Raw genomic sequence first — 18728 nt, 5'->3', positions numbered from 1 at the left:
GGAATCGTTTACACTTGATTGAAAAGCGCCGGATGGGCGGAGATGAGCCGGTGGCTACGTGATTGAGGGGATTGCGGTGAGCTGCCGGTGATAGCGTTTTCACCTGGTCAACCGGCAGAGAGAGGCTCTCTGCCGGCGTCAGCCGTCAGGGGTGCTGATACAGCGGGTAGGTGAAGAACAGCAGATGGGTGAGGTTAAGCCCGAAATGGAACAGAATCGGCACCCACAGGCGGCCGCTCCACATCCATGCCAGGCCGTAGATCACGCCGGCCAGCGTCGCGAAGATCACCATCAGCATGCCGCCGGCCAAATGCGCGGCGCCGAACACCAGGGCGGCGACGATCAGCGCCGGCCAGGCCCCCAGCCATTGGCTGAGGCGCTGTTGCAGGTAGCCGCGAAACAGCGCTTCTTCGGCCATGCAGACGAAGAACAGGTTCGCCATCACGAACGGCAGGATCCAGGCGGGCGCATGCAGTTCGATTTTTAAACCGCCCAGCGCCACGGCCAGCAGCAACAGCGCCGGCACGGCCAGCAGCAGCGCAATCCAGCCCGCCTTGCCGCCGTTGCCGCCGCGTTCGGCGGAAAACAATGTGGGCAAGCAGGCGAACAGCAGGAACGGCACCATCGCCTTGTCGAAGTTGTAATACATGGTGAACGGCGCGCTGAGCGGGCCGGCCTTTTCGCCGTCGATCATCAGCTGGTTGTGGATGCCAGGCACCAGATGCAAGAACAGCGCCACGCAGCCGGCGATCACCAACCCTTCGAGCGCGATCGCCAGATTACGCTGCGCGCGAAAATAATGACGTAGACCCGCCAGCGCCACGATGGCCAACAGGCAACCCAGGCTGAGTGGCGTCAGCACCCCATGATAAAGCCCCATGCCCGCCGAGGCGGCCAGGATCACCCAGGCTATCAGCCGGTTAAACGGCAAGAAAAATAACGAAGCAGCCAGTACGCCCCACATAATATGTCCCTTTAAAATATGTACACGGCGCTCAGCGCCTTTGCGGCGTGCGATGATGGCGAAATTGAGCGCTAAAGCGGATAGTAGCACACCAGAATGACGCTAAAGGTCGGGGCAGTGATGCATTCGTGCATTATGCCGGCCGACACAACCGGCGGCGATGCGGGTTAACCTCTCATCCAGGCCTGCGAACGGGTGATTTCGGCCAGATTTTGCAGGGTATCCAGACTCTGCTGGTGGATCTCCTGCGTAGGGGCTGCGCACAGATCGTGCAATACGGTCACCTGAAAGCCGGCGTCGTGCGCCTGACGCGCGGTGCTTTCGATGGCGAGCGGCGTGCTGATGCCCGCCAGCAGCAAATGGTGGCACCGATGTTGCCGCAGCCAGGCTAACAAATTGTTACCGGAGAAGGCGCTAACCGCCGTTTTTTCAAACTGCAGATCGGTCTCTTCCCGGTGCAGTTCGGGCACCCAGCGGCATCCCGGGCCATTTAGCCGCAGCGCGCCGATCTGCTTGAGATGGTTGAACAGCGGCGAGTGAGGCGGGATGTCATGATAATCGTCGGCGAATCCCACCCGCACCCAAATTACCGGGATTTTTCGCACCCGCGCATAGGCCGCGGCGGCATTGACGTTGGCGAGCAGATGGGTCGCCGCCACCTGTTCACGGCAGTGGTTGGCGCGGCCTTTGGGCCCGATAAGATCCTCGATCAGGTCGATGATAATCAACGCAGCGGACATGGCGTCTCCAGAAAATGGCCTTCTTTCTTTCTATGATAAAAGGCCAAATGTGATGTGCTGCGGTGAAGTGTTGCCGGATATGTTTACGCCGCGTTTCAGACGGAGGCTGCCTCCAGCCGCTGGTGTTGATAGCCGTAGCCGCCCTCGCCGTCGGGCACGAAGCTGAGGCGGTGGGTGATGCACTGCGGCGCATCTTCGGCATGGTGCGAAACGAACAGCAACTGCGTGGCGCCCTGGCCGATCAGCACGTCGATGAAGCGGCGCACCAGCTGGCGATTGAGCGGATCCAGCCCTTGCAGCGGTTCGTCGAGGATCAGCAGCGCCGGGTGTTTCACCAGCGCACGGGCGATCAGCGCCAGCCGCTGTTGGCCCCAGGAAAGGCTGTGGAACGGGGCGTCACCGCGCGCGCCGTTGAGCCCGAGCAGCGCCAGCCATTGCTCTGTCAGCTGCCGCTGGCGATCCGAGACCGCCTGATAAATGCCGATCGAATCGAAGAACCCCGACAGCACCACGTTGCGCACGCTGGTGTTGACGCGATAATCCAGATGCAGGCTGCTGCTGACGTAGCCGATATGGCGTTTGATTTCCCAGATGGTTTCCCCGCTGCCGCGGCGGCGGCCGAACAGCGTCAGATCGTTGCTGTAGCCCTGCGGGTGATCGCCGGTGATCAAACTGAGCAGGGTGGATTTGCCGGCGCCGTTCGGACCGACGATCTGCCAGTGTTCACCAGGGTTAACCTGCCAGTCGAGATGATTGAGGATCGGCCGATCGTTATAGCTGACCACGCCGTCACGCAGGACGATCAGCGGACGATCCGCCGGCAGGGCCACTTTATGCGCCGGATCCTCCGTTTCCGGCAGCGCCAGCCCGCTGAGATTTTCGCTGTGCGCCAGCTGCGCCACCAGCGCGTCCGCCATCACCTGGCTGCGCGGCCCGCGGTTGGTCAGGGTGCAGTCCGCCAGCACGCCCACCTGCCGGACAAAATCCGGTATTTCGTCGAAACGGTTGAGCACCAGCACCACGGTCTGCCCCTGGGCGGAAAGCTCGCTCAGCAGCGCGGCGAGCTGCGCGCGTGAGTGGACGTCCAGCCCGTCGAAAGGTTCATCGAGGATCAGCAGGTCGGGCTGCGGCATCAGCGCGCGGCACAGCAGGGTTTTGCGCGTTTCGCCGGTGGAGAGGTATTTGAAGCGGCGCGTCAGCAGGGCGGTAATGCCGAACTGCGCGGCCAGTCGCTCACAGCGCGCGGCGTCTTTCACCTCTTCCTGAATGATCTCCGCCGCGGTACGGCCGGTGTCGTCTTCGTCCGCGCTGAGCAGATCTGTATTGTTGCGTTGCCACTCGTCGCTGACCATCTTTTGCAACTGTTCGAAGGAGATGCGCACCGCATGCTGAAAGTCGCTGCGGCGTTCGCCGCGCAGCAGAACCAGTTCGTCGGCCAGCGCGCGCGCCAGGGCGGATTTGCCGCTGCCGTTGGCGCCGACGAAGGCCCAGCTTTCACCGGCCTGGATCGCCAGCGCTTCCAGCGTCAGGGTGCGGGTATCGCTCAAGCGGAATGAACCTTGCGAAATGTGCAACGACGACATCACCTGTTCCTTTTTTTGCAATTATTTGCCTTAGAAATAGGCGCATTGCCGGGTGATGTCAATCAACAAAAACGCAACATCACGTTGCGCTTAACACAACGTGGCGACAATCACCCGATCGGCGTTGAACAGGGCGTGTACGGCGGCGCCGACGCTCAGCTGCAGGCGCTGCAGCTCCGCCGTCGTCAGGGTGGCGCACAGGGTTTCGCCGCCCGCCAGCGTCACCAGCACCTCGCTGTGTTCGGCGCCCGGCTGAATGCCGGCCACCACGCCCGCCAGCGCATTATCCGCGTCGGCGTTATCGGCCGCATCGACGCTCAGACGCACCCAGGGCGCCTTGATCAGCGCCAGCACCTCTTTGCCGGGCGTCAGCTGCAGCCGATCGGCGCTTTGCTGGGTAATGGCCGCCGTCAGGCGAGTGCTGCCGTCGTTCAGCAGGATCGCCAGATGCTGCTGTACCTGCTGGTGGTCGCGTTCGATCACGGTGCCGAAAAACTGATTGCGTGCGCTGGTTTGCAGCGAGAAGCGCGAGATGGCCGCCAGCAGGCTATCGAGCGGCAGATCGTCCTGCTGCAGCACGTCGAAGGCTTTTTGCTGCACCTGGCCCAGCAGATCGTACAGCTGGATCAGCCGTTGGCCGTAGTGCGTCAAATGCGCGCCCCCGCCGCCTTTGCCGCCGGTGGCGCGTTCCACCACCGTTTGTTCCGCCAGTTGGTTCATCTCATTGATGGCGTCCCAGGCGCTTTTGTAGCTGATGCCCGCCAGTTTGGCGCCCTGGCTGATGGAGCCGGTGTGCTGCACCTGTTTCAGCAGCGCGATGCGGCGCGGATCGGCGAACAGCTTTTGCTGGAGTTTGAGAGTCAGAAGAATTTCGGCCTGCATAGCGCATCCTGTCGGCGGCAAAAATCGTATTGTCGCCGATTTGGCGGCAAAGCGCCAAACGCAGTGCGGTGGAGCGCGGGGCAATAAAGACTGGTATTGCTTTGTTGTTATAATATAACATAACAGAAAAACGATAAGGCTTTACGCCGGCTTACGGCCGGTTTTTATTTCACCACAGGGATGCTCCACATGAGTACGACACGCCGGCGTCTTGTCACGCCCAGAAAATCTTTATGCCTTGCCGCTTGGGTCGGCGGCGCACTGACGGCGCCGCTGGCTTTCGCTGCCGACTGCGATAAAGCCCGCAATGCCACGGGGTGCGAAGAACAGCTCACCGTGGAGGCGGCGGCCCCCGCCGGGCGCTACGATGCGTTGAGCGCCGTGAGCCGCAGCGCTTCGCAGCTCGGGCTGACCGCTCGGGAAACGCCGCGCAGCGTCGATATCATCAGCGCAAGAGCGATCCAACAGCGGGGCGACCGCTCGCTGGCCGCCGCCGTCGAGCATGCCACCGGTCTGTCCGGCGTCGCTTCGCCAACGTTGTCCAATAACTTTTCCGCGCGCGGTTTCCGGCCTATCGCCTGGTTGTATAACGGCGTGGAGATGCCCGGCAGCACGCTGCAGCTGGGCGATCCGGCGCATTACGACAGCATCGAGGTACTGCGCGGGCCGGGATCGGCCTTGAACGGCCTGAGCGCCGCGGGCGGCAGCGTCAACCTGATCTCGCGGCGGCCGACCTTCAGCCGCCAGCCGCTCGAGCTCGATTATGGCTTCGGCAGCTACCGCAGCCAGCGTCTGCATCTGGGGGCCGGCGGCGCGCTGGTGGACGATGCGGTGGCGTACCGGTTGGACGTCAGCGGCAACGACAGCGGCAGCAACGTGCAGTATGAACGCGATCGGCAGAAGCGGGTTTCCGGCTCGCTGCTGTTTAAGCTGACGGACGATGCGCTGTTGACGCTTAGCCTGGACCGCATGCTCAACCGCACCAACAACCCTTACTACGGCACGCCGCTGCTGGACGGGCGCATTGCCGGCGAGCTGCGCGACATCAATTACAACAACCTGACCGACAGCCGCATCCAGAGCAACGCCACCGCATTTCAGGCCAGCCTGGACTGGTTTATGACGCCCGAAGTGGAATGGCATAACCAATTCTATTACTACAGCGGCTTTCGCGAATGGCGCAACGTCGAGCGCTTCCGCGTCGCGGCGGCGGCCCGGCCCGGCGACGTCAACCGCGACTCCTTCGGCGCCCTGGCGCACGACGACGATCTGATCGGCAACCGCAGTTCGCTGGTATTCGACCGCGCCATCGCCGGTTTTGATAACCGGTTGCTGGTCGGCCTCGATCTGAGCAAGCGGCATTTTCAGTATTATTCCAACGGTTTCCCCGGCTCGGAAGACGTACCGCTTGGCGCGCCGCCCAGAGAGCCGTTCGCCCAGGGTACCGACCGCCAACGCGCGCCGGTGCGCCACGTTACCCAGAACCAGTACGCCGCCTTTCTCGAGGATCGCTTCAGCCTGACCGAGCGTTTAGCGTTGCTGGGCCAGCTGCGCTACAACCATATGAACATGGACTGGCGCTTCCAGGGGCCGCAGGAAGAGAGCCGCGCGCACACCTACGTTTTCAGCACCTGGAGCCTGGGCCCCAGCTATGCATTGACCGACAACCTCACGCTCTACGCCAACTACACCACCGGCCAGGAGCCGGGCAACGATCTGTTCTTCCTCAGCCCAACGCAGACCGATCTGCCGCTGACGCGAGCGCGCCAGTGGGAGGCCGGCGCCAAAGGGCAGTTCTGGGGGAACAAGGGCGAGGCGACGCTGGCGCTGTACGAACTGCGCAAGGACAACCTGTTTGTGCCCGACGCGCAGCGGCCGGATGCGTTGAACGCGGTAGGCAGGCAGACGTCGCGCGGCATTGAGCTTGGCGTGGTGCTGCGTCCCGACGAACGCTGGGAGCTGGCCGGCAACGCCGCCTACACGCACGCCCGCTACGACGACTATCGCGGCGGTAGCCCGCTGCGCAGCTACAACGGCAATCGCCCGGCCTATATCCCGGACTGGACCGCCAACCTCAGCGTGCATTATCAGGCGACGGAGCGCCTGGGGCTGGCTTCTTCGCTGCGCTACGTCGGCAGCAGCTACAACGACGACGCCAACCGGCGCAAGATGCGCGCGTACACCACGCTCGATCTGGCGGCAGACTATCAGCTGACGCCGATCGTCGATGTTGGTTTTCGCATTCGCAACGCCACCAACCAGCTGTACGCCTATCAGCGTACTTACCCGGACCAGGCGCTGATCGCGCTGCCGCGCAGCTATGAAACCTTCGTGTCGGTCAGGTTCTGACGGCGTGAAAGGCTGGCTTGCCCTGCTGTTGTGCGCCCTGGAATTGGGCGGCAGCGCGCCGCTGCGTGCCGATGCCGTCAGCCTGCAAAATTGCGGGGTAACGCGCGATTACCCGCAGCCGCCGCAGCGGGTGCTGGTTTACGCCAACCCGGCGCTGGAAAACCTGATGGCGCTGGGGCTGGCTGGCCGCGCGATCGGCGTGGTCGGGTATGACCGCACGCGCGATCCCGTGCCAACGGCGTCGGCCGAGACATTGCAGGCGCCCACCAGCCCGGCGCCGCCCACGGCGGAAGCGTTGCTGCTGATGCGGCCGGATTTTGTCTATTCGGCTAGCTATTACTGGCTGCACAGCCCGGAAACGCCCGATCGGGCGCGGCTGGCAGAATGGGGCATCGGCACTTATCTCTCTCCCGGCGCCTGCAGCGGCCAGCAAAGCGCGATCGCCGCCGCGCTGACGTTCGAAGACATTTTCACCGAGCTGCGGGAGCTGGCGCGCATTTTCAACGTCAGCAGCGCCGGTGAAGCGCTGGTCGCGCGGCTGCGCGGGCAGCTGAGGGCGTTTGAGGCGCAGCGCGCGCCGCTGCCGCATTTACGTCTGCTGTGGTGGTATGCCGGCGCGCAAACGCCCTACGTGGCGGGCTGCTGCGGCGCGCCAGGTTTGCTGAGCCGCAGCGTCGGCAGCGAGAACCTGTTCGGCGATCGGCCCGAGCTGTGGCCGACGGTGTCCTGGGAGGTTATCGCCGCCCGCGATCCGGATGCGATCGTGCTTGGCGATCTGCCGCGCGGCGGCCTCGGCGACAGCGCGGCCGACAAAATCGCCTTTCTGGAACATCACCCGCTGACCGCGACGCTGCGCGCCGTGCGTCAGCGGCGCTACGTGATCCTCCCCGGTTACGACATGGACCCTTCCGCCCGCACCGTGGCGGCGCTGGGCCGTTTGATTCGGGGCCTGGCGGCCTTGCCGCCGCAGGCGCCGACTTTTTCCAACAAGGAACCTTGATATGACTGCCGTTTCATTCTCTTCGCTGCTGGACTCCTGGGATCGCCAGCAGGCGGCCTACATCGCCGAACGGGAAGCGCGTTTTAACGCCCAGCTGGAGGTGCTGGCGCTGGCCGCCGGCCAGGATTTTCACGTGGTGGATCTGGCCTGCGGCCCGGGATCGCTGAGCCTGCGCATTTTGCAGCGCTTTCCGCAGGCCAGGGTGACCGCCATCGATCTCGATCCGCTGTTGCTGGCGGTGGCGCGCGGTGCGCTGGCGGAGTACGGCGATCGGATCCGCATTCTGCAGGCCGATCTGGCGGATCCGGCCTGTTTTGCCGCGCTGTCCGGCCCCGCGCCGCAGGCGGCGGTGTCCAGCACGGCGCTGCACTGGCTGATGCCCGAGCAGCAGCTGGCGCTGTACCGCAACGTTGCCGGGCTGCTGGCCGACGGCGGCGTGTTCCTGAACGCCGATCATCAGCGCTATGACCAGCGTCAGCCGCGGCTGAAAGCGTTGGCGGAGCGGCACGACGAGCAGACCCAACAGCGCGCCTGGGACAACGGCGTCGAGGATTGGGATCGCTGGTTTGCGGGCGCGCTGCAATCGCCGGCGCTGGCCGCTTATCAGGCCGAGCGTGAAGCGCTGTTCGCCGGCCGCCCGGTGCCGCCGCCGACGCCGGTGGATTTCCAGCTCGCGGCCCTCAGACAAGCCGGTTTCAGCGAGGCGGCGACGGTGTGGCAGCTATTAGACGACTATGTGATCGCAGGCTGGAAATAGCATGAGTCGGCGGTTACTGCCCGGCCGTGAGGCCGGCTGGCTGGTGCTGCTGGCGGCGGCGCTGCCGCTGGCTCTGCTGGGCGCCACCTTGTCGGGGCCTGCGCCGATCGCGTGGCATGACGCCTGGCGCATCGTGCTCGGGGTGAGCGGCGGTGCGCAGACCGATGCCGAGGTGTATCAGCGCATCATCTGGTCGTTGCGGATGCCGCGCGCGCTGCTGGCGGCGCTAGCCGGCGCCGGGCTGGCGTTGGCGGGCACCGTGCTGCAGTCGCTGACCCGCAATCCGCTGGCCGATCCTTGGGTGCTGGGGATTTCCTCCGGCGCCGGCGTGGGGGCGGTAACGGTGCTGGTATTGGGATTGGGGGGCGGCCTGCTGTCGGTGTCCGGCGGGGCGTTTATCGGCGCGCTGGGGGCATTTGCGCTGGTGATGTTGCTGGCCGGGCGTTCGCTGCAGGGGGAGTCCACGCTGTTTATTCTGGCCGGGGTGGCGGTGACGCAGCTGCTCTCCGCACTGACTTCGCTGATCACCCTCTGGCAGGCGGACGCCAACGCCACGCGCGGCGTGATGTTCTGGCTGCTGGGATCGTTCAGCGACGCACGCTGGCCACAGGTAGGGCTGTGCGGGCTGGCGCTGGCGGCGACGCTGCTGCTTTGTTGGCTGCGGGCGGGGGAGCTGGACGCGCTGGCGTTCGGCGGCGTGACCGCCGCTTCGCTGGGGGTGGCGGTGGCCCCGCTGAAACTGCTGCTGTATGTGGTGACCACCGCGCTGACGGCGGCGATCGTCGCGTTCAGCGGCGCGGTGGGGTTTATCGGGCTGACGGTGCCGCACGTCGCCCGGCGGCTGGTCGGCTCGCGGCATCGTCTGCTGTTGCCGGCCAGCGCGCTGTGCGGCGCGTTGTTCGCCGTGGCGGCGGACACCCTGGCCAGAACGCTGTTTGCTCCGCGCGAGTTGCCGGTCGGCGTGTTGACGGCGCTGTTGGGAGTGCCGGTATTCCTGCTGTTGCTGTATCGGAAGGTCAATACATGACGGTTGAAAAAACGCGTTCTGGCCTGTGCGCCGAGGGGGTAAGTTGGCGAGCGGGCACGCGCACGGTGTTGGAAAACCTCAGTTTCTGCGCTTTGCCCGGTGAGATCACCGGCGTGCTCGGCGTCAACGGCAGCGGTAAATCCACGTTGCTCAAGCTGCTGGCCGGGCTGCAGCCCGCCGCCGGCGGCCGCGTTTGGCTGGAAGGGCGCGAAATCGCCGCGTTTTCCGCGCGGGAGCGCGCCAGGCGCATCGCCTTTCTCGAGCAATCCGCCCCCGGCGCCTTCGCGCTGCCGGTGAAGGAGGCGGTGCTGCTGGGGCGCCTGGCCCATATCGGCCGCTGGCGCGGTTTCGGCCCCGAAGATCGCCGTCTCGCCGGGCAGGCGATGGAGCAAGTGGGCATCAGCCACCTGGCCGATCGCGATTGGCAGCGGCTGTCCGGCGGCGAACGGCAGCGGGTGCACCTGGCGCGCGCGTTGGCGCAGCAAACGCCGTGGCTGCTGCTGGATGAGCCCGCCAACCATCTGGATATCGCCCATCAGCAGCAGTTTATGGCCTTGCTGCGGCGGCTGAAGCTCAGCGTGGTGGTAACGCTGCACGATCTGAATCTGGCCGCCTGCTATTGCGATCGGGTGGCGCTGCTGCAGTGGGGCAGGGTCTGTGCGGCAGGTGCGCCGCGGCAGGCGCTGACGCCGGAGAACATTCGCGCGGTGTACGGGGTGGAGGCCCGGCTGGCGGCGCCCGCCGGCTATGCGCCGCCGCTGATCTATTACCCCGCACCGGCATGAGCCCGGTGGAAAGGGCACGTTTAGCCGATCACAATTTCGCCTCGCTGGCTAAAATAACTCCGGTTTTAGCGATTTTTTGGGTTAGAATAACCTGATATGCGGTGAAAGGCATTTGCCGCTCAATGGGCAGTTAAGCGAGGCTATCATGTTGGAATTATTGAAAAGTCTGTTATTCGCCGTGGTGATGGTGCCGGTGGTCATGGCGCTCATTCTCGGCTTGATCTACGGTTTTGGCGAAGTGTTCAACGTCTTCTCCAAAGTGGGCCGTTCGAAAGAAAACCGCACCCAGCACTGACCGTTCCCCATCCCGATACCCGTCGGCATCGCCCGGCGGGCATTCCTCAAGTTATCTCACGCTTTGCCGATAAACCGCATGACAAGCTTTCGCGCAACGTTATATTATTTTTTATATAACGAAGAGTGATAATGCACGTTAACTTGCGGAGAAAAACAATGAAACAGCAATGGACCAAATGGGTTGGCGGGATCGTGTTGGCATCGGGCCTGGTGACTCAGGCCTCGGCGGCGGAAAAGATCACCGTGTTCGCCGCCGCGTCGCTGACCAACGCGCTGCAGGACATCGCCACCCAGTATCAAAAAGGCAAGGACGTGCAGGTGGTTTCCTCCTTCGCGTCGTCCTCGACGCTGGCGCGCCAAATTGAGCAGGGCGCCCCGGCCGATCTGTTTATCTCCGCCGATCAACAGTGGATGGATTACGCCATCGACAAGCAGCAGATGGTGAAAGACACCCGCTATACGCTGCTGGGCAACGAACTGGTGCTGATCGCCGCCAAGAACGATAAACAAGACAAGATCGCCATCGACAAGCAGACCGACTGGACCAAGCTGCTCAACGGCGGCCGTCTGGCGGTGGGCGATCCGGATCACGTGCCGGCCGGCATCTACGCCAAAGAGGCGCTGGAACACCTGGGCGCCTGGAGCGCGCTGGAGCCGAAACTGGCGCGCGCCAACAACGTGCGCAGCGCGATGGCGCTGGTGGAGCGCGGTGAAGCGCCGCTCGGCATCGTCTACGGCTCCGACGCGGTCGCCAGCGACAAGGTGAAAGTGGTGGGCGTATTCCCGGAAGACAGCCACAAACCGGTTGAATATCCGATGGCGATTGTGAAAGATCGTCAAAATCCGACGGTCAGCGCTTTCTATACCTATCTGAAGGGCCCGGAAGCGGCCGCTATTTTTGAACATTATGGATTCACCCCGCGTAAATGATTCTGAGTGAGTACGAGTGGCAGGCGGTTGAGCTGAGCCTGAAAGTCTCCGGTTTGGCGGTGGTCTGCAGCCTGCCGTTCGGCATTCTGATGGCCTGGGTGCTGGTGCGTTGCCGCTTTCCCGGCAAGGCACTGCTGGACGGCGTCATTCACCTGCCCCTGGTGCTGCCCCCGGTGGTGGTCGGCTATTTGCTGCTGATCGCCATGGGGCGGCGCGGCGTCATCGGCGAGTGGCTGTACGACTGGTTCGGCTTCAGCTTCAGCTTTAGCTGGCGCGGCGCCGCGCTGGCATCGGCGGTGGTGGCGTTTCCGCTGATGGTGCGCGCCATCCGGCTGGCGCTGGAGGCGGTGGATACCCGGCTGGAGCAGGCGGCGCGCACGCTGGGCGCCAACCCGTGGCGGGTGTTTTTCACCATCACGCTGCCGCTGTCGCTGCCCGGCGTCATTGTCGGCGTGGTGCTGGCCTTTGCCCGTTCGCTGGGGGAGTTCGGCGCCACCATCACCTTCGTCTCCAACATTCCCGGTGAAACCCGCACCATTCCGCTGGCGATGTATACGCTGATCGAAACGCCGGGGGCGGAGGCCGCCGCCGCGCGTCTGTGCGTGATCGCCATCGTGCTGTCGCTGGCTTCGCTGATGGTGTCCGAATGGCTGGCCCGCTGGGGCCGCAAACGGATGGGGGTGTAAATGCTGGAGCTGGATTTCTCGCAGCAGCTGGGCGACCTCAATCTCAACGTCCGCGCCGATTTGCCGGCGCAGGGCATCACCGCGATTTTCGGCCTGTCCGGCGCGGGTAAAACTTCATTGATCAACGCCATCGGCGGCCTGACCCGTTTGCAGCAGGGGCGCATCGCGCTCAATGGCCGCACGCTGGTGGATACCGCCGCGGGCCTCTGCCTGCCGCCGGAAAAGCGCCGTATCGGCTATGTGTTTCAGGATGCGCGCCTGTTCCCGCACTATCGGGTGCGCGGCAACCTGCAGTACGGCATGGCGGCCGGCATGCGTACGCAGTTCAACACCATCGTCGAGCTGCTGGGCATCGGGCCGCTGCTTAATCGGCTGCCCCTGACGCTCTCCGGCGGTGAAAAACAGCGGGTGGCGATCGGCCGCGCGCTGCTGACGGCGCCGGAACTGCTGCTGATGGACGAACCGCTGGCCTCGCTCGATCTGCCGCGCAAACGCGAGCTGCTGCCGTATCTGGAGCGGTTGGCGCAGGACGTCAACATCCCTATCCTCTACGTCAGCCATAGCCTGGACGAGATCCTGCGCCTGGCCGAGCAGGTGATGGTGCTGGATCGCGGCGAGGTGCGCGCGTTCGGCGGGCTGGAAGCCGTCTGGGCCAGCAGCGCGCTGCGGCCGTGGCTGCAGCGTGAAGATCAGAGCAGCGTGCTGCGCGTCAGCGTGATTGAGCATCATCAACGCTATGCCATGACCGCGCTGGCGCTCGGCGATCAGCGGCTGTGGGTCAGCGGCATCGACGCCGAATTGGGCACCCAGCTGCGCATTCGCATCAATGCCGCCGACGTCTCGCTGGTGCTGCAGCCGCCGGTCAACAGCAGCATTCGCAACGTGTTGCCGGCCAAGGTAAGCGAGTGTCTGGACGTGGACGGGCAGGTGGAAGTAAAGCTAGCGGTCGGGGAGCACGTGCTGTGGGCGCGGATCACGCCGTGGGCGCGCGATGAACTGGCGATCCGCCCTGGGCAGTGGCTGTACGCGCAGGTGAAGAGCGTGTCGATCAGCCGCGAGAGCCGCTAAGACAGGCCCTCCCGGCGGGAGGGCGAAAAAACTAGAGTACGCGGGTGCGGATCACCTCGGCGATGCCCGGCTGCAGGTTATCGGCGATCACCAGATCGGCGCGTTCCTTGATCGCGTCATCGGCGTTGCCCATCGCCACGCCCAAACCGACCGCTTCCAGCATGCTGATATCGTTGTAATTATCGCCGAACGCCACCACCTGATCCATGCTCAGCCCCTGCGACTCCACCCATTGGCGCAGGCGCTTGCCTTTGCTGTTGCCGCCTTTGGCGATATCCACCTGATCGTGCCAGGACCATTCGCACGCCAACCCCAGCTCTTTCTCCACCGTGTCGGCAAACTCGCGCAGCGCCGGAATATCGGCGTGCGAGGTGGCGAATTTCCAGATCGCCTGCGCGTCGTCGGCCGCCTGCACCAGGCTGCTGACCTGCAGCAGCGTCGGGCGCTGCGCCGCAGGCAGGGTTTCGGCCCAGGCCAGCGAGCGAGTCACGTGGCCGCTCGGTTCCTGATACAGCATGGCGTCGTCAACGTACATCAGCCCGTGAATGTCGGTCTGTTTGAGCATCTGCAGCACCTGTTTGGCCTGCTCCTTCGCCAAGGGATCGGCGGCCAGCACCTTTTTCTGCTGAAAATCATACAGGTAAGTGCCGTTGCAGCAGATGGCCGGCGTGTCAATCTGCAGCGCCTGGTAGAACGGATGGATGGCGACGTGATGGCGGCCGGTGACCACCACCACCTGGACGCCGGCGGCGCGCGCCTGCGCCAGCGCTTCCAGCGACTGCGGTAAGATGCGTTTTTGATTGTCCAGCAGGGTGCCGTCAAGATCGAGGGCGATGACGCGGTAGCTCATAGGGTTCTCGTTATCGTTAGCCATAAAATTAATCCGATGGTACACCGGATAGCCAATGGAGAAAACCGCGTGAGCTTCCGGTGCTAAGCAGGGTTGCCATGCGACGGATGTGCGGTAAGCTAGGGACAATCGAACGGCCTGAAACCGGTTCCTCTTTTACCCTTTGCAAGGAGAACACATGAAGCAAATCGTTTATGTCGCCAGCCCGGAGAGCCAGCAGATCCACGTCTGGCAGTTGGACGACGCCGGCGCGCTGGCGCTGCTGCAAACCGTTGACGTGCCGGGCCAGGTGCAGCCGATGACCCTTCATCCGGACAAGACTCACCTGTACGTCGGCGTGCGTCCGGCGTTCGGCATCGTCAGCTACCGCATCGAGGCGGACGGCACGCTGCAGCAGGCCGGCATGGCGCCGCTGCCGGGCAGCCCGACCCATATCTCCACCGATTTGCAGGGGCGTTACCTGTTCTCCGCTTCCTACAGCGGCAACTGCGCCAGCATCAGCCCGATCGGCCACGACGGCGTGGTCACGGCGCCGATCCAACAGATCGACGGCCTGAGCGCGCCGCACTCCGCCAACATCGATCCGACCAACCAGCTGGTGCTGGTGCCGTGTCTGAAAGAAGACCGCATCCGTCTGTTCAACCTGAGCCTGGCGGGCCAGCTGACGCCGCACGCGCAGGACGGGGTGGATATCGCCGCCGGCGCCGGTCCGCGCCATATGGCGTTCCACCACAACGACAAGTTCGCTTACTGCGTCAACGAGCTGAACGGCACGGTGGACGTGCTGGCCATTTCGGAAAACGGCGGCAAATACACCGTGACGCAAACGCTGGATATCATGCCGGACGATTTCGACGGCACCCGCTGGGCGGCGGACATTCATATCACGCCGAACGGCCGCTTCCTGTACACCAGCGATCGCACCGCCAGCATTCTGACCCTCTTCAGCGTCTCCGAAGACGGCGGCACGTTGAGCGTGGCCGGCTATTATCCGACCGAAGCGCAACCGCGCGGTTTCAATATCGATCACAGCGGCCGCTTCGTGATTTCGTCCGGCCAGAAGTCCGATCACATCGCGGTGCATGAAATTGATCAGGCCAGCGGTCAGCTGACTATGTTGGCGCGTTATCCGGTGGGCAAAGGCCCGATGTGGGTAAGCGTGCTGGCGAAGTAATTCGGCGGGCAGAGCAGAAAAGCGCGGTTCGGTTGAGCCGCGCTTTTTTATGGGCGGAGATCAATCAGTTGAACATCACCGTCAGCGTGGCGCTGCCGAGGCTGTGGAAATGCACGTTAAAGCCCACCAACGCGCCGCTGGAGCCTTCATCCACCTCAATGCTTTCCACGTCCAGCGCATGCACGGTGAACTGATAGCGGTGGCGTTCGCCATTCGGCGGCGCGGCGCCGCCGTAACCGGCCGAGCCGAAGTCGGTACGGGTTTGCAGCGCGGCGCTCGGCAGCGGCGCTTTGCCGGAGCCTGCGCCCTGCGGCAGCTCGCGCACGTCGGCCGGAATATTGGCCACCACCCAGTGCCACCAGCCGGAGCCGGTCGGGGCATCGGGATCGTACAGGGTGACGACGAAGCTTTTGGTGCCGGCGGGCACGCCGTCCCAGGCCAGGTGCGGCGACAGGTTATCGCCGCGGTAGCCCATGCCGTTGAAGACCTGCGTCTGCGGCATTGTGCCGCCGTCCTGCAGATCGTTGCTGTACAAACGAAAAGCCATAATGACTCCCAGTTGTCGATAAACGCGGACCCTTAAGCTAGATCTTTTCGGTGGAACAATACAACCCCTTGCGCCAGCGGCGGACGGTTGATCTCGACGGTGACATGCACCAGTTCGGGATGCGCGGCCAACAGTTGGCGCACCCGATCGGCGGTGAGGGTGCGATCGGCGCTGCTCAGGGCGAGGACGCAATGATATTTTCCTTTGCCGATGCGGCCTACATGCAAATCGGTCAGCGTGAGCGCGTGGCCGGAAGCGGCCAGGGCCTGGCGGATGTCTTGCGCCACCGGGGCGTCCATTTCGGCATCCAGCAAAATCTTTCCGCTATCGCGCATCAGGCTATAGGCCCAGGCGGCCACCATCGCCGCGCCGATGATGCCCATCAGCGGATCGAGCCAGGCGGCGCCCCAAAGCTTGCCGCCGAACAGCGCGACGAGCGCCAGCACCGAGGTGGCGGCGTCGGCGAGCACGTGAACATAGGCGGAACGCAGGTTGAGGTCATGATGAGTGTCGTCGTGGTCATCCCCGTGATGATGATGGTGGCCGCCGCCGCGCAACAGCCAGGCGCAGAGCAGGTTGACGGCCAGCCCGATCGCGCCGATGGCGATGGCTTCGTTGTAATGAATCGGGCTGGGATTCAGCAGCCGCTGCCCAGACTGAAACAGCATCAGCGCCGCCACCAGCACCAACAACACCGCGCTGGTGTAACCGGCCAGCACTTCTATTTTCCAGGTGCCGAGGCTAAAGCGGCGATCCTTGGCCAGCCGGCGTGCGGCGCCGTAAGCCAGCACCGACAGGCCCAGGGCCAGCGCGTGCGAACTCATGTGCCAGCCGTCGGCCAGCAATGCCATCGAGTTAAACAGCCAGCCGCCGGCGATCTCGATAGCCATCATACTGGCGGTGAGTATCACCGCCCATCTGGTGTTTCTTTCGGCCAATGGGTTACCATCGTCAAAAACATGGCTGTGCTCGCGGTGCAAAACGGGCGCGTGAGACGTCATGGTGAAGTTCCTCAGCAAAAGATAGTGTGCTGAAATATACTATACCCCAGTATAGTAAATAACAATCAGGCGGAAATGATGAGCCATACCCACAGAGATCAAAAGAAGCTGTTGGCGCGGGTGCGCCGCATTAAAGGGCAGGCCGAAGCGCTGGAACGCGCGCTGGAGAGCGGCGGCGAATGTTCGGCTGTTCTGCAGCAGATCGCGGCGGTGCGCGGCGCGGTCAACGGTCTGATGGCGCAGGTGCTGGAAGGGCATGTGCGCGAACATCTGGCTGCCGCGGACGCTACGCCGCAGCAGCGCGAGCAGGACATCGAGCAATTGATGACCGTTTTACGTTCTTATATGAAGTAATCATGATTTCACTGAAAAAACGCACGCCGTGGTTCGGCTGGCTGCGCCGTTGGGCCAAAGGCATCAAGCGCGATATCTACGCGCTGTGGCTGGCCGCCCGTGATAAGCGCACCCCGTGGTACGCCAAGCTGATCGCGCTGCTGGTGGCCGGCTATGCGATCTCACCGATCGATCTGATCCCGGATTTTATTCCGGTGCTGGGCTATCTGGACGATGTGATCATCGTGCCGTTGGGCATCATGTTGGCGGTGCGGCTGATCCCCAAACCGTTGATGGCCGAGCTGCGCGAGAAGGCGCAAAAGCGCGTCGATAATCCCACCGGCCGCATGGCGGCGGCGATGATCATTGTACTGTGGCTGCTGTGTTTGGGATTGCTGGCCCGCTATCTGGACCAGCATTGGTAAGGCATTAACGCGCGGCGGCGGCGACGGCGGCGGTCAGGCGGCTGAGCTGGTCCGCTTCGATGATGTAAGGCGGCATCAGGTAAATCAGCTTGCCGAACGGCCGGATCCATACCCCGCGCTCGACGAACCCGCGCTGCAGCTCGGCGACATCCACCGGTTCGCGCATCTCCACCACCCCAATCGCGCCCAGCACCCGCACGTCGGCCACCTTCGGCAGCGCCGCCAACGGCAACAGTTCCCGCTTCAACTGGGTTTCGATGGCGCTCACCTGCGCCTGCCAGCGATTTTCCGCCAGCAGCGCCAGACTGGCGTCCGCCACGGCGCAGGCCAGCGGATTGCCCATAAAGGTCGGCCCGTGCATAAAGCAGCCGGCCGCGCCGTTGCTGATGGTCTCCGCCACGTGGCGGGTGGTCAGGGTGGCGGAAAGGGTCATATAGCCGCCGGTCAGCGCCTTGCCCAGACAGAGAATGTCCGGCACCACCTGCGCGTGCTCGCAGGCGAACAGCTTGCCGGTGCGGCCGAAACCGGTGGCGATCTCGTCGGCGATCAGCAGCACCTGATGGCGATCGCACAGCTCGCGCACCCGCTTGAGGTAGGTCGGATGGTAGATGCGCATGCCGCCGGCGCCTTGCACCACCGGTTCCAGGATCACCGCCGCCACTTCACCGGCGTGCTGCTCCAGCAGCGCGGCGAACGGCGCGATATCCTCTTCACGCCATTCCTCGTCGAAGCGGCACTGCGGCGCGGTGGCGAACAGGTGCGGCGCCAGATACCCCTGATAGAGGCTGTGCATCGAGTTGTCCGGATCGCAGACCGACATCGCGCCGAAGGTATCGCCGTGATAGCCGTGGCGCAGAGTGAGGATGCGCTGCCGGCGCTCGCCGCGCGCCTGCCAGTACTGCAGCGCCATTTTCAGCGACACTTCTACCGCCACCGAACCGGAATCTGCCAGGAACACGCACTGCAGCGCTTCCGGCGTCATCGCCACCAGCCGACGGCACAGCGAGATGGCGGCCGGATGGGTGATGCCGCCGAACATCACGTGCGACATCTTCTCCAACTGCTGGCTGGCGGCCTGATTCAGGCGCGGATGGTTGTAACCGTGGATCGCCGCCCACCAGGAGGACATGCCGTCCACCAGACTCCGGCCGTCCGCCAGCTGCAGTTCGACGCCGCTGGCCGATTCGATCGGGTAACAGGGTAACGGGCGGCTCATGGAGGTGTAGGGGTGCCAGATATGGCGTTGGTCAAACGCCAGGTCGGAAGCGGTGACAGACATTGTTGTAAACCAAATTGGATTAAGATTGGTTGACAGTATATCCACAATATT

Annotated in this window: 20 protein-coding genes; 12 read left to right on the top strand and 8 right to left on the bottom strand. The window is 63.8% G+C overall.

What is annotated here, in order from left to right; translation table 11 throughout:
- Nucleotides 1–145 precede the first annotated feature (145 nt).
- The 4 genes from J0X03_RS17490 to modE all read right to left on the bottom strand — a co-directional run bounded on the left by J0X03_RS17490 (nucleotide 146) and on the right by modE (nucleotide 4169).
- Nucleotides 146–964, bottom strand: a complete 819-nt coding sequence (locus J0X03_RS17490; RefSeq protein WP_033642215.1) for a CPBP family intramembrane glutamic endopeptidase — start codon at nucleotides 962–964, stop codon at nucleotides 146–148.
- Between the two features lie 167 nt (nucleotides 965–1131).
- On the bottom strand, nucleotides 1132–1704 hold the full coding sequence (locus J0X03_RS17485) for a cysteine hydrolase family protein (protein WP_033642216.1): 573 nt from the start codon (nucleotides 1702–1704) through the stop codon (nucleotides 1132–1134).
- A 95-nt stretch (nucleotides 1705–1799) separates the two neighbouring features.
- On the bottom strand, nucleotides 1800–3287 hold the full coding sequence (gene modF / locus J0X03_RS17480; RefSeq protein WP_060660845.1) for a molybdate ABC transporter ATP-binding protein ModF: 1488 nt from the start codon (nucleotides 3285–3287) through the stop codon (nucleotides 1800–1802).
- Nucleotides 3288–3377: 90 nt separating this feature from the next.
- Nucleotides 3378–4169 carry a molybdenum-dependent transcriptional regulator gene (modE, locus tag J0X03_RS17475; protein WP_089196734.1) on the bottom strand — a complete coding sequence of 264 codons (792 nt, stop codon included), beginning with the start codon at nucleotides 4167–4169 and terminating at the stop codon, nucleotides 3378–3380.
- A 189-nt stretch (nucleotides 4170–4358) separates the two neighbouring features.
- On the opposite strand from modE, the gene J0X03_RS17470 reads away from it, so the two are divergent.
- From J0X03_RS17470 to modC, 9 genes are all read left to right on the top strand, one after another.
- Nucleotides 4359–6518, top strand: a complete 2160-nt coding sequence (locus J0X03_RS17470; protein WP_033642218.1) for a TonB-dependent siderophore receptor — start codon at nucleotides 4359–4361, stop codon at nucleotides 6516–6518.
- Between the two features lie 4 nt (nucleotides 6519–6522).
- Nucleotides 6523–7518 carry an ABC transporter substrate-binding protein gene (locus J0X03_RS17465; RefSeq protein ID WP_033642219.1) on the top strand — a complete coding sequence of 332 codons (996 nt, stop codon included), beginning with the start codon at nucleotides 6523–6525 and terminating at the stop codon, nucleotides 7516–7518.
- Nucleotide 7519: 1 nt separating this feature from the next.
- Nucleotides 7520–8275, top strand: a complete 756-nt coding sequence (locus J0X03_RS17460; protein ID WP_160204089.1) for a class I SAM-dependent methyltransferase — start codon at nucleotides 7520–7522, stop codon at nucleotides 8273–8275.
- 1 nt (nucleotide 8276) lies between these two features.
- Entirely contained in the window at nucleotides 8277–9302 is a 1026-nt protein-coding gene (locus tag J0X03_RS17455) for a FecCD family ABC transporter permease (protein WP_069100584.1), read from the top strand.
- 23 nt (nucleotides 9303–9325) lie between these two features.
- Nucleotides 9326–10087 (top strand): ABC transporter ATP-binding protein, encoded by a 762-nt coding sequence (locus tag J0X03_RS17450; RefSeq protein WP_412770897.1) that lies wholly within the window; start codon nucleotides 9326–9328, stop codon nucleotides 10085–10087.
- Nucleotides 10088–10232: 145 nt separating this feature from the next.
- Nucleotides 10233–10382, top strand: a complete 150-nt coding sequence (locus tag J0X03_RS17445; RefSeq protein WP_004939813.1) for an AcrZ family multidrug efflux pump-associated protein — start codon at nucleotides 10233–10235, stop codon at nucleotides 10380–10382.
- Between the two features lie 158 nt (nucleotides 10383–10540).
- Nucleotides 10541–11314 carry a molybdate ABC transporter substrate-binding protein gene (gene modA / locus J0X03_RS17440; protein ID WP_160204091.1) on the top strand — a complete coding sequence of 258 codons (774 nt, stop codon included), beginning with the start codon at nucleotides 10541–10543 and terminating at the stop codon, nucleotides 11312–11314.
- Nucleotides 11311–12000 (top strand): molybdate ABC transporter permease subunit, encoded by a 690-nt coding sequence (modB, locus tag J0X03_RS17435; protein WP_015377003.1) that lies wholly within the window; start codon nucleotides 11311–11313, stop codon nucleotides 11998–12000. Before modA ends, modB begins: the two co-directional genes overlap by 4 nt.
- On the top strand, nucleotides 12001–13068 hold the full coding sequence (modC, locus tag J0X03_RS17430) for a molybdenum ABC transporter ATP-binding protein ModC (protein ID WP_160204092.1): 1068 nt from the start codon (nucleotides 12001–12003) through the stop codon (nucleotides 13066–13068).
- A 31-nt stretch (nucleotides 13069–13099) separates the two neighbouring features.
- Here modC and J0X03_RS17425 read toward each other — a convergent pair whose 3' ends face one another.
- Nucleotides 13100–13918 carry a pyridoxal phosphatase gene (locus tag J0X03_RS17425; protein ID WP_033642226.1) on the bottom strand — a complete coding sequence of 273 codons (819 nt, stop codon included), beginning with the start codon at nucleotides 13916–13918 and terminating at the stop codon, nucleotides 13100–13102.
- A gap of 178 nt (nucleotides 13919–14096) precedes the next feature.
- Between J0X03_RS17425 and pgl the strand changes: the two genes are divergently transcribed.
- A complete protein-coding gene (gene pgl / locus J0X03_RS17420) occupies nucleotides 14097–15092 on the top strand; it encodes a 6-phosphogluconolactonase (protein ID WP_160204093.1) in 996 nt (331 codons plus the stop codon).
- Between the two features lie 64 nt (nucleotides 15093–15156).
- Here pgl and J0X03_RS17415 read toward each other — a convergent pair whose 3' ends face one another.
- Nucleotides 15157–15639: a kinase inhibitor gene (locus J0X03_RS17415; protein WP_042783877.1), complete on the bottom strand. Its 483-nt coding sequence runs from the start codon at nucleotides 15637–15639 to the stop codon at nucleotides 15157–15159.
- Between the two features lie 32 nt (nucleotides 15640–15671).
- On the bottom strand, nucleotides 15672–16640 hold the full coding sequence (gene dmeF, locus J0X03_RS17410) for a CDF family Co(II)/Ni(II) efflux transporter DmeF (protein WP_160204094.1): 969 nt from the start codon (nucleotides 16638–16640) through the stop codon (nucleotides 15672–15674).
- Between the two features lie 78 nt (nucleotides 16641–16718).
- On the opposite strand from dmeF, the gene J0X03_RS17405 reads away from it, so the two are divergent.
- Both J0X03_RS17405 and J0X03_RS17400 read left to right on the top strand, forming a co-directional pair.
- Complete coding sequence (locus J0X03_RS17405) at nucleotides 16719–16994, top strand: metal/formaldehyde-sensitive transcriptional repressor (protein WP_025301915.1); 276 nt, start codon at nucleotides 16719–16721, stop codon at nucleotides 16992–16994.
- Nucleotides 16995–16996: 2 nt separating this feature from the next.
- Nucleotides 16997–17398 carry a YkvA family protein gene (locus J0X03_RS17400; protein ID WP_047025679.1) on the top strand — a complete coding sequence of 134 codons (402 nt, stop codon included), beginning with the start codon at nucleotides 16997–16999 and terminating at the stop codon, nucleotides 17396–17398.
- 4 nt (nucleotides 17399–17402) lie between these two features.
- On the opposite strand, the gene bioA is transcribed toward J0X03_RS17400, so the two are convergent.
- Nucleotides 17403–18677, bottom strand: a complete 1275-nt coding sequence (gene bioA, locus J0X03_RS17395) for an adenosylmethionine--8-amino-7-oxononanoate transaminase (protein ID WP_160204095.1) — start codon at nucleotides 18675–18677, stop codon at nucleotides 17403–17405.
- Nucleotides 18678–18728 lie beyond the last annotated feature (51 nt).

Origin of the sequence: Serratia ureilytica, assembly GCF_017309605.1 — a bacterium.
GTDB classification, from domain to species: domain Bacteria; phylum Pseudomonadota; class Gammaproteobacteria; order Enterobacterales; family Enterobacteriaceae; genus Serratia; species Serratia ureilytica.
This window is presented reverse-complemented; position numbering and strand designations above follow the sequence as displayed.

What these genes read in the sequence shown, in the direction of transcription:
- J0X03_RS17400 (WP_047025679.1), top strand. Translation starts at nt 16,997, where the DNA reads ATGATTTCACTGAAAAAACGCACGCCGTGGTTCGGCTGGCTGCGCCGT.
- pgl (WP_160204093.1), top strand. Translation starts at nt 14,097, where the DNA reads ATGAAGCAAATCGTTTATGTCGCCAGCCCGGAGAGCCAGCAGATCCAC.
- modA (WP_160204091.1), top strand. Translation starts at nt 10,541, where the DNA reads ATGAAACAGCAATGGACCAAATGGGTTGGCGGGATCGTGTTGGCATCG.
- J0X03_RS17470 (WP_033642218.1), top strand. Translation starts at nt 4,359, where the DNA reads ATGAGTACGACACGCCGGCGTCTTGTCACGCCCAGAAAATCTTTATGC.
- J0X03_RS17485 (WP_033642216.1), bottom strand. Translation starts at nt 1,704, where the DNA reads ATGTCCGCTGCGTTGATTATCATCGACCTGATCGAGGATCTTATCGGG.
- modC (WP_160204092.1), top strand. Translation starts at nt 12,001, where the DNA reads ATGCTGGAGCTGGATTTCTCGCAGCAGCTGGGCGACCTCAATCTCAAC.
- J0X03_RS17405 (WP_025301915.1), top strand. Translation starts at nt 16,719, where the DNA reads ATGAGCCATACCCACAGAGATCAAAAGAAGCTGTTGGCGCGGGTGCGC.
- J0X03_RS17425 (WP_033642226.1), bottom strand. Translation starts at nt 13,918, where the DNA reads ATGAGCTACCGCGTCATCGCCCTCGATCTTGACGGCACCCTGCTGGAC.
- J0X03_RS17455 (WP_069100584.1), top strand. Translation starts at nt 8,277, where the DNA reads ATGAGTCGGCGGTTACTGCCCGGCCGTGAGGCCGGCTGGCTGGTGCTG.
- dmeF (WP_160204094.1), bottom strand. Translation starts at nt 16,640, where the DNA reads ATGACGTCTCACGCGCCCGTTTTGCACCGCGAGCACAGCCATGTTTTT.
- J0X03_RS17460 (WP_160204089.1), top strand. Translation starts at nt 7,520, where the DNA reads ATGACTGCCGTTTCATTCTCTTCGCTGCTGGACTCCTGGGATCGCCAG.
- bioA (WP_160204095.1), bottom strand. Translation starts at nt 18,677, where the DNA reads ATGTCTGTCACCGCTTCCGACCTGGCGTTTGACCAACGCCATATCTGG.
- J0X03_RS17415 (WP_042783877.1), bottom strand. Translation starts at nt 15,639, where the DNA reads ATGGCTTTTCGTTTGTACAGCAACGATCTGCAGGACGGCGGCACAATG.
- modB (WP_015377003.1), top strand. Translation starts at nt 11,311, where the DNA reads ATGATTCTGAGTGAGTACGAGTGGCAGGCGGTTGAGCTGAGCCTGAAA.
- modF (WP_060660845.1), bottom strand. Translation starts at nt 3,287, where the DNA reads ATGTCGTCGTTGCACATTTCGCAAGGTTCATTCCGCTTGAGCGATACC.
- J0X03_RS17490 (WP_033642215.1), bottom strand. Translation starts at nt 964, where the DNA reads ATGTGGGGCGTACTGGCTGCTTCGTTATTTTTCTTGCCGTTTAACCGG.
- J0X03_RS17445 (WP_004939813.1), top strand. Translation starts at nt 10,233, where the DNA reads ATGTTGGAATTATTGAAAAGTCTGTTATTCGCCGTGGTGATGGTGCCG.
- modE (WP_089196734.1), bottom strand. Translation starts at nt 4,169, where the DNA reads ATGCAGGCCGAAATTCTTCTGACTCTCAAACTCCAGCAAAAGCTGTTC.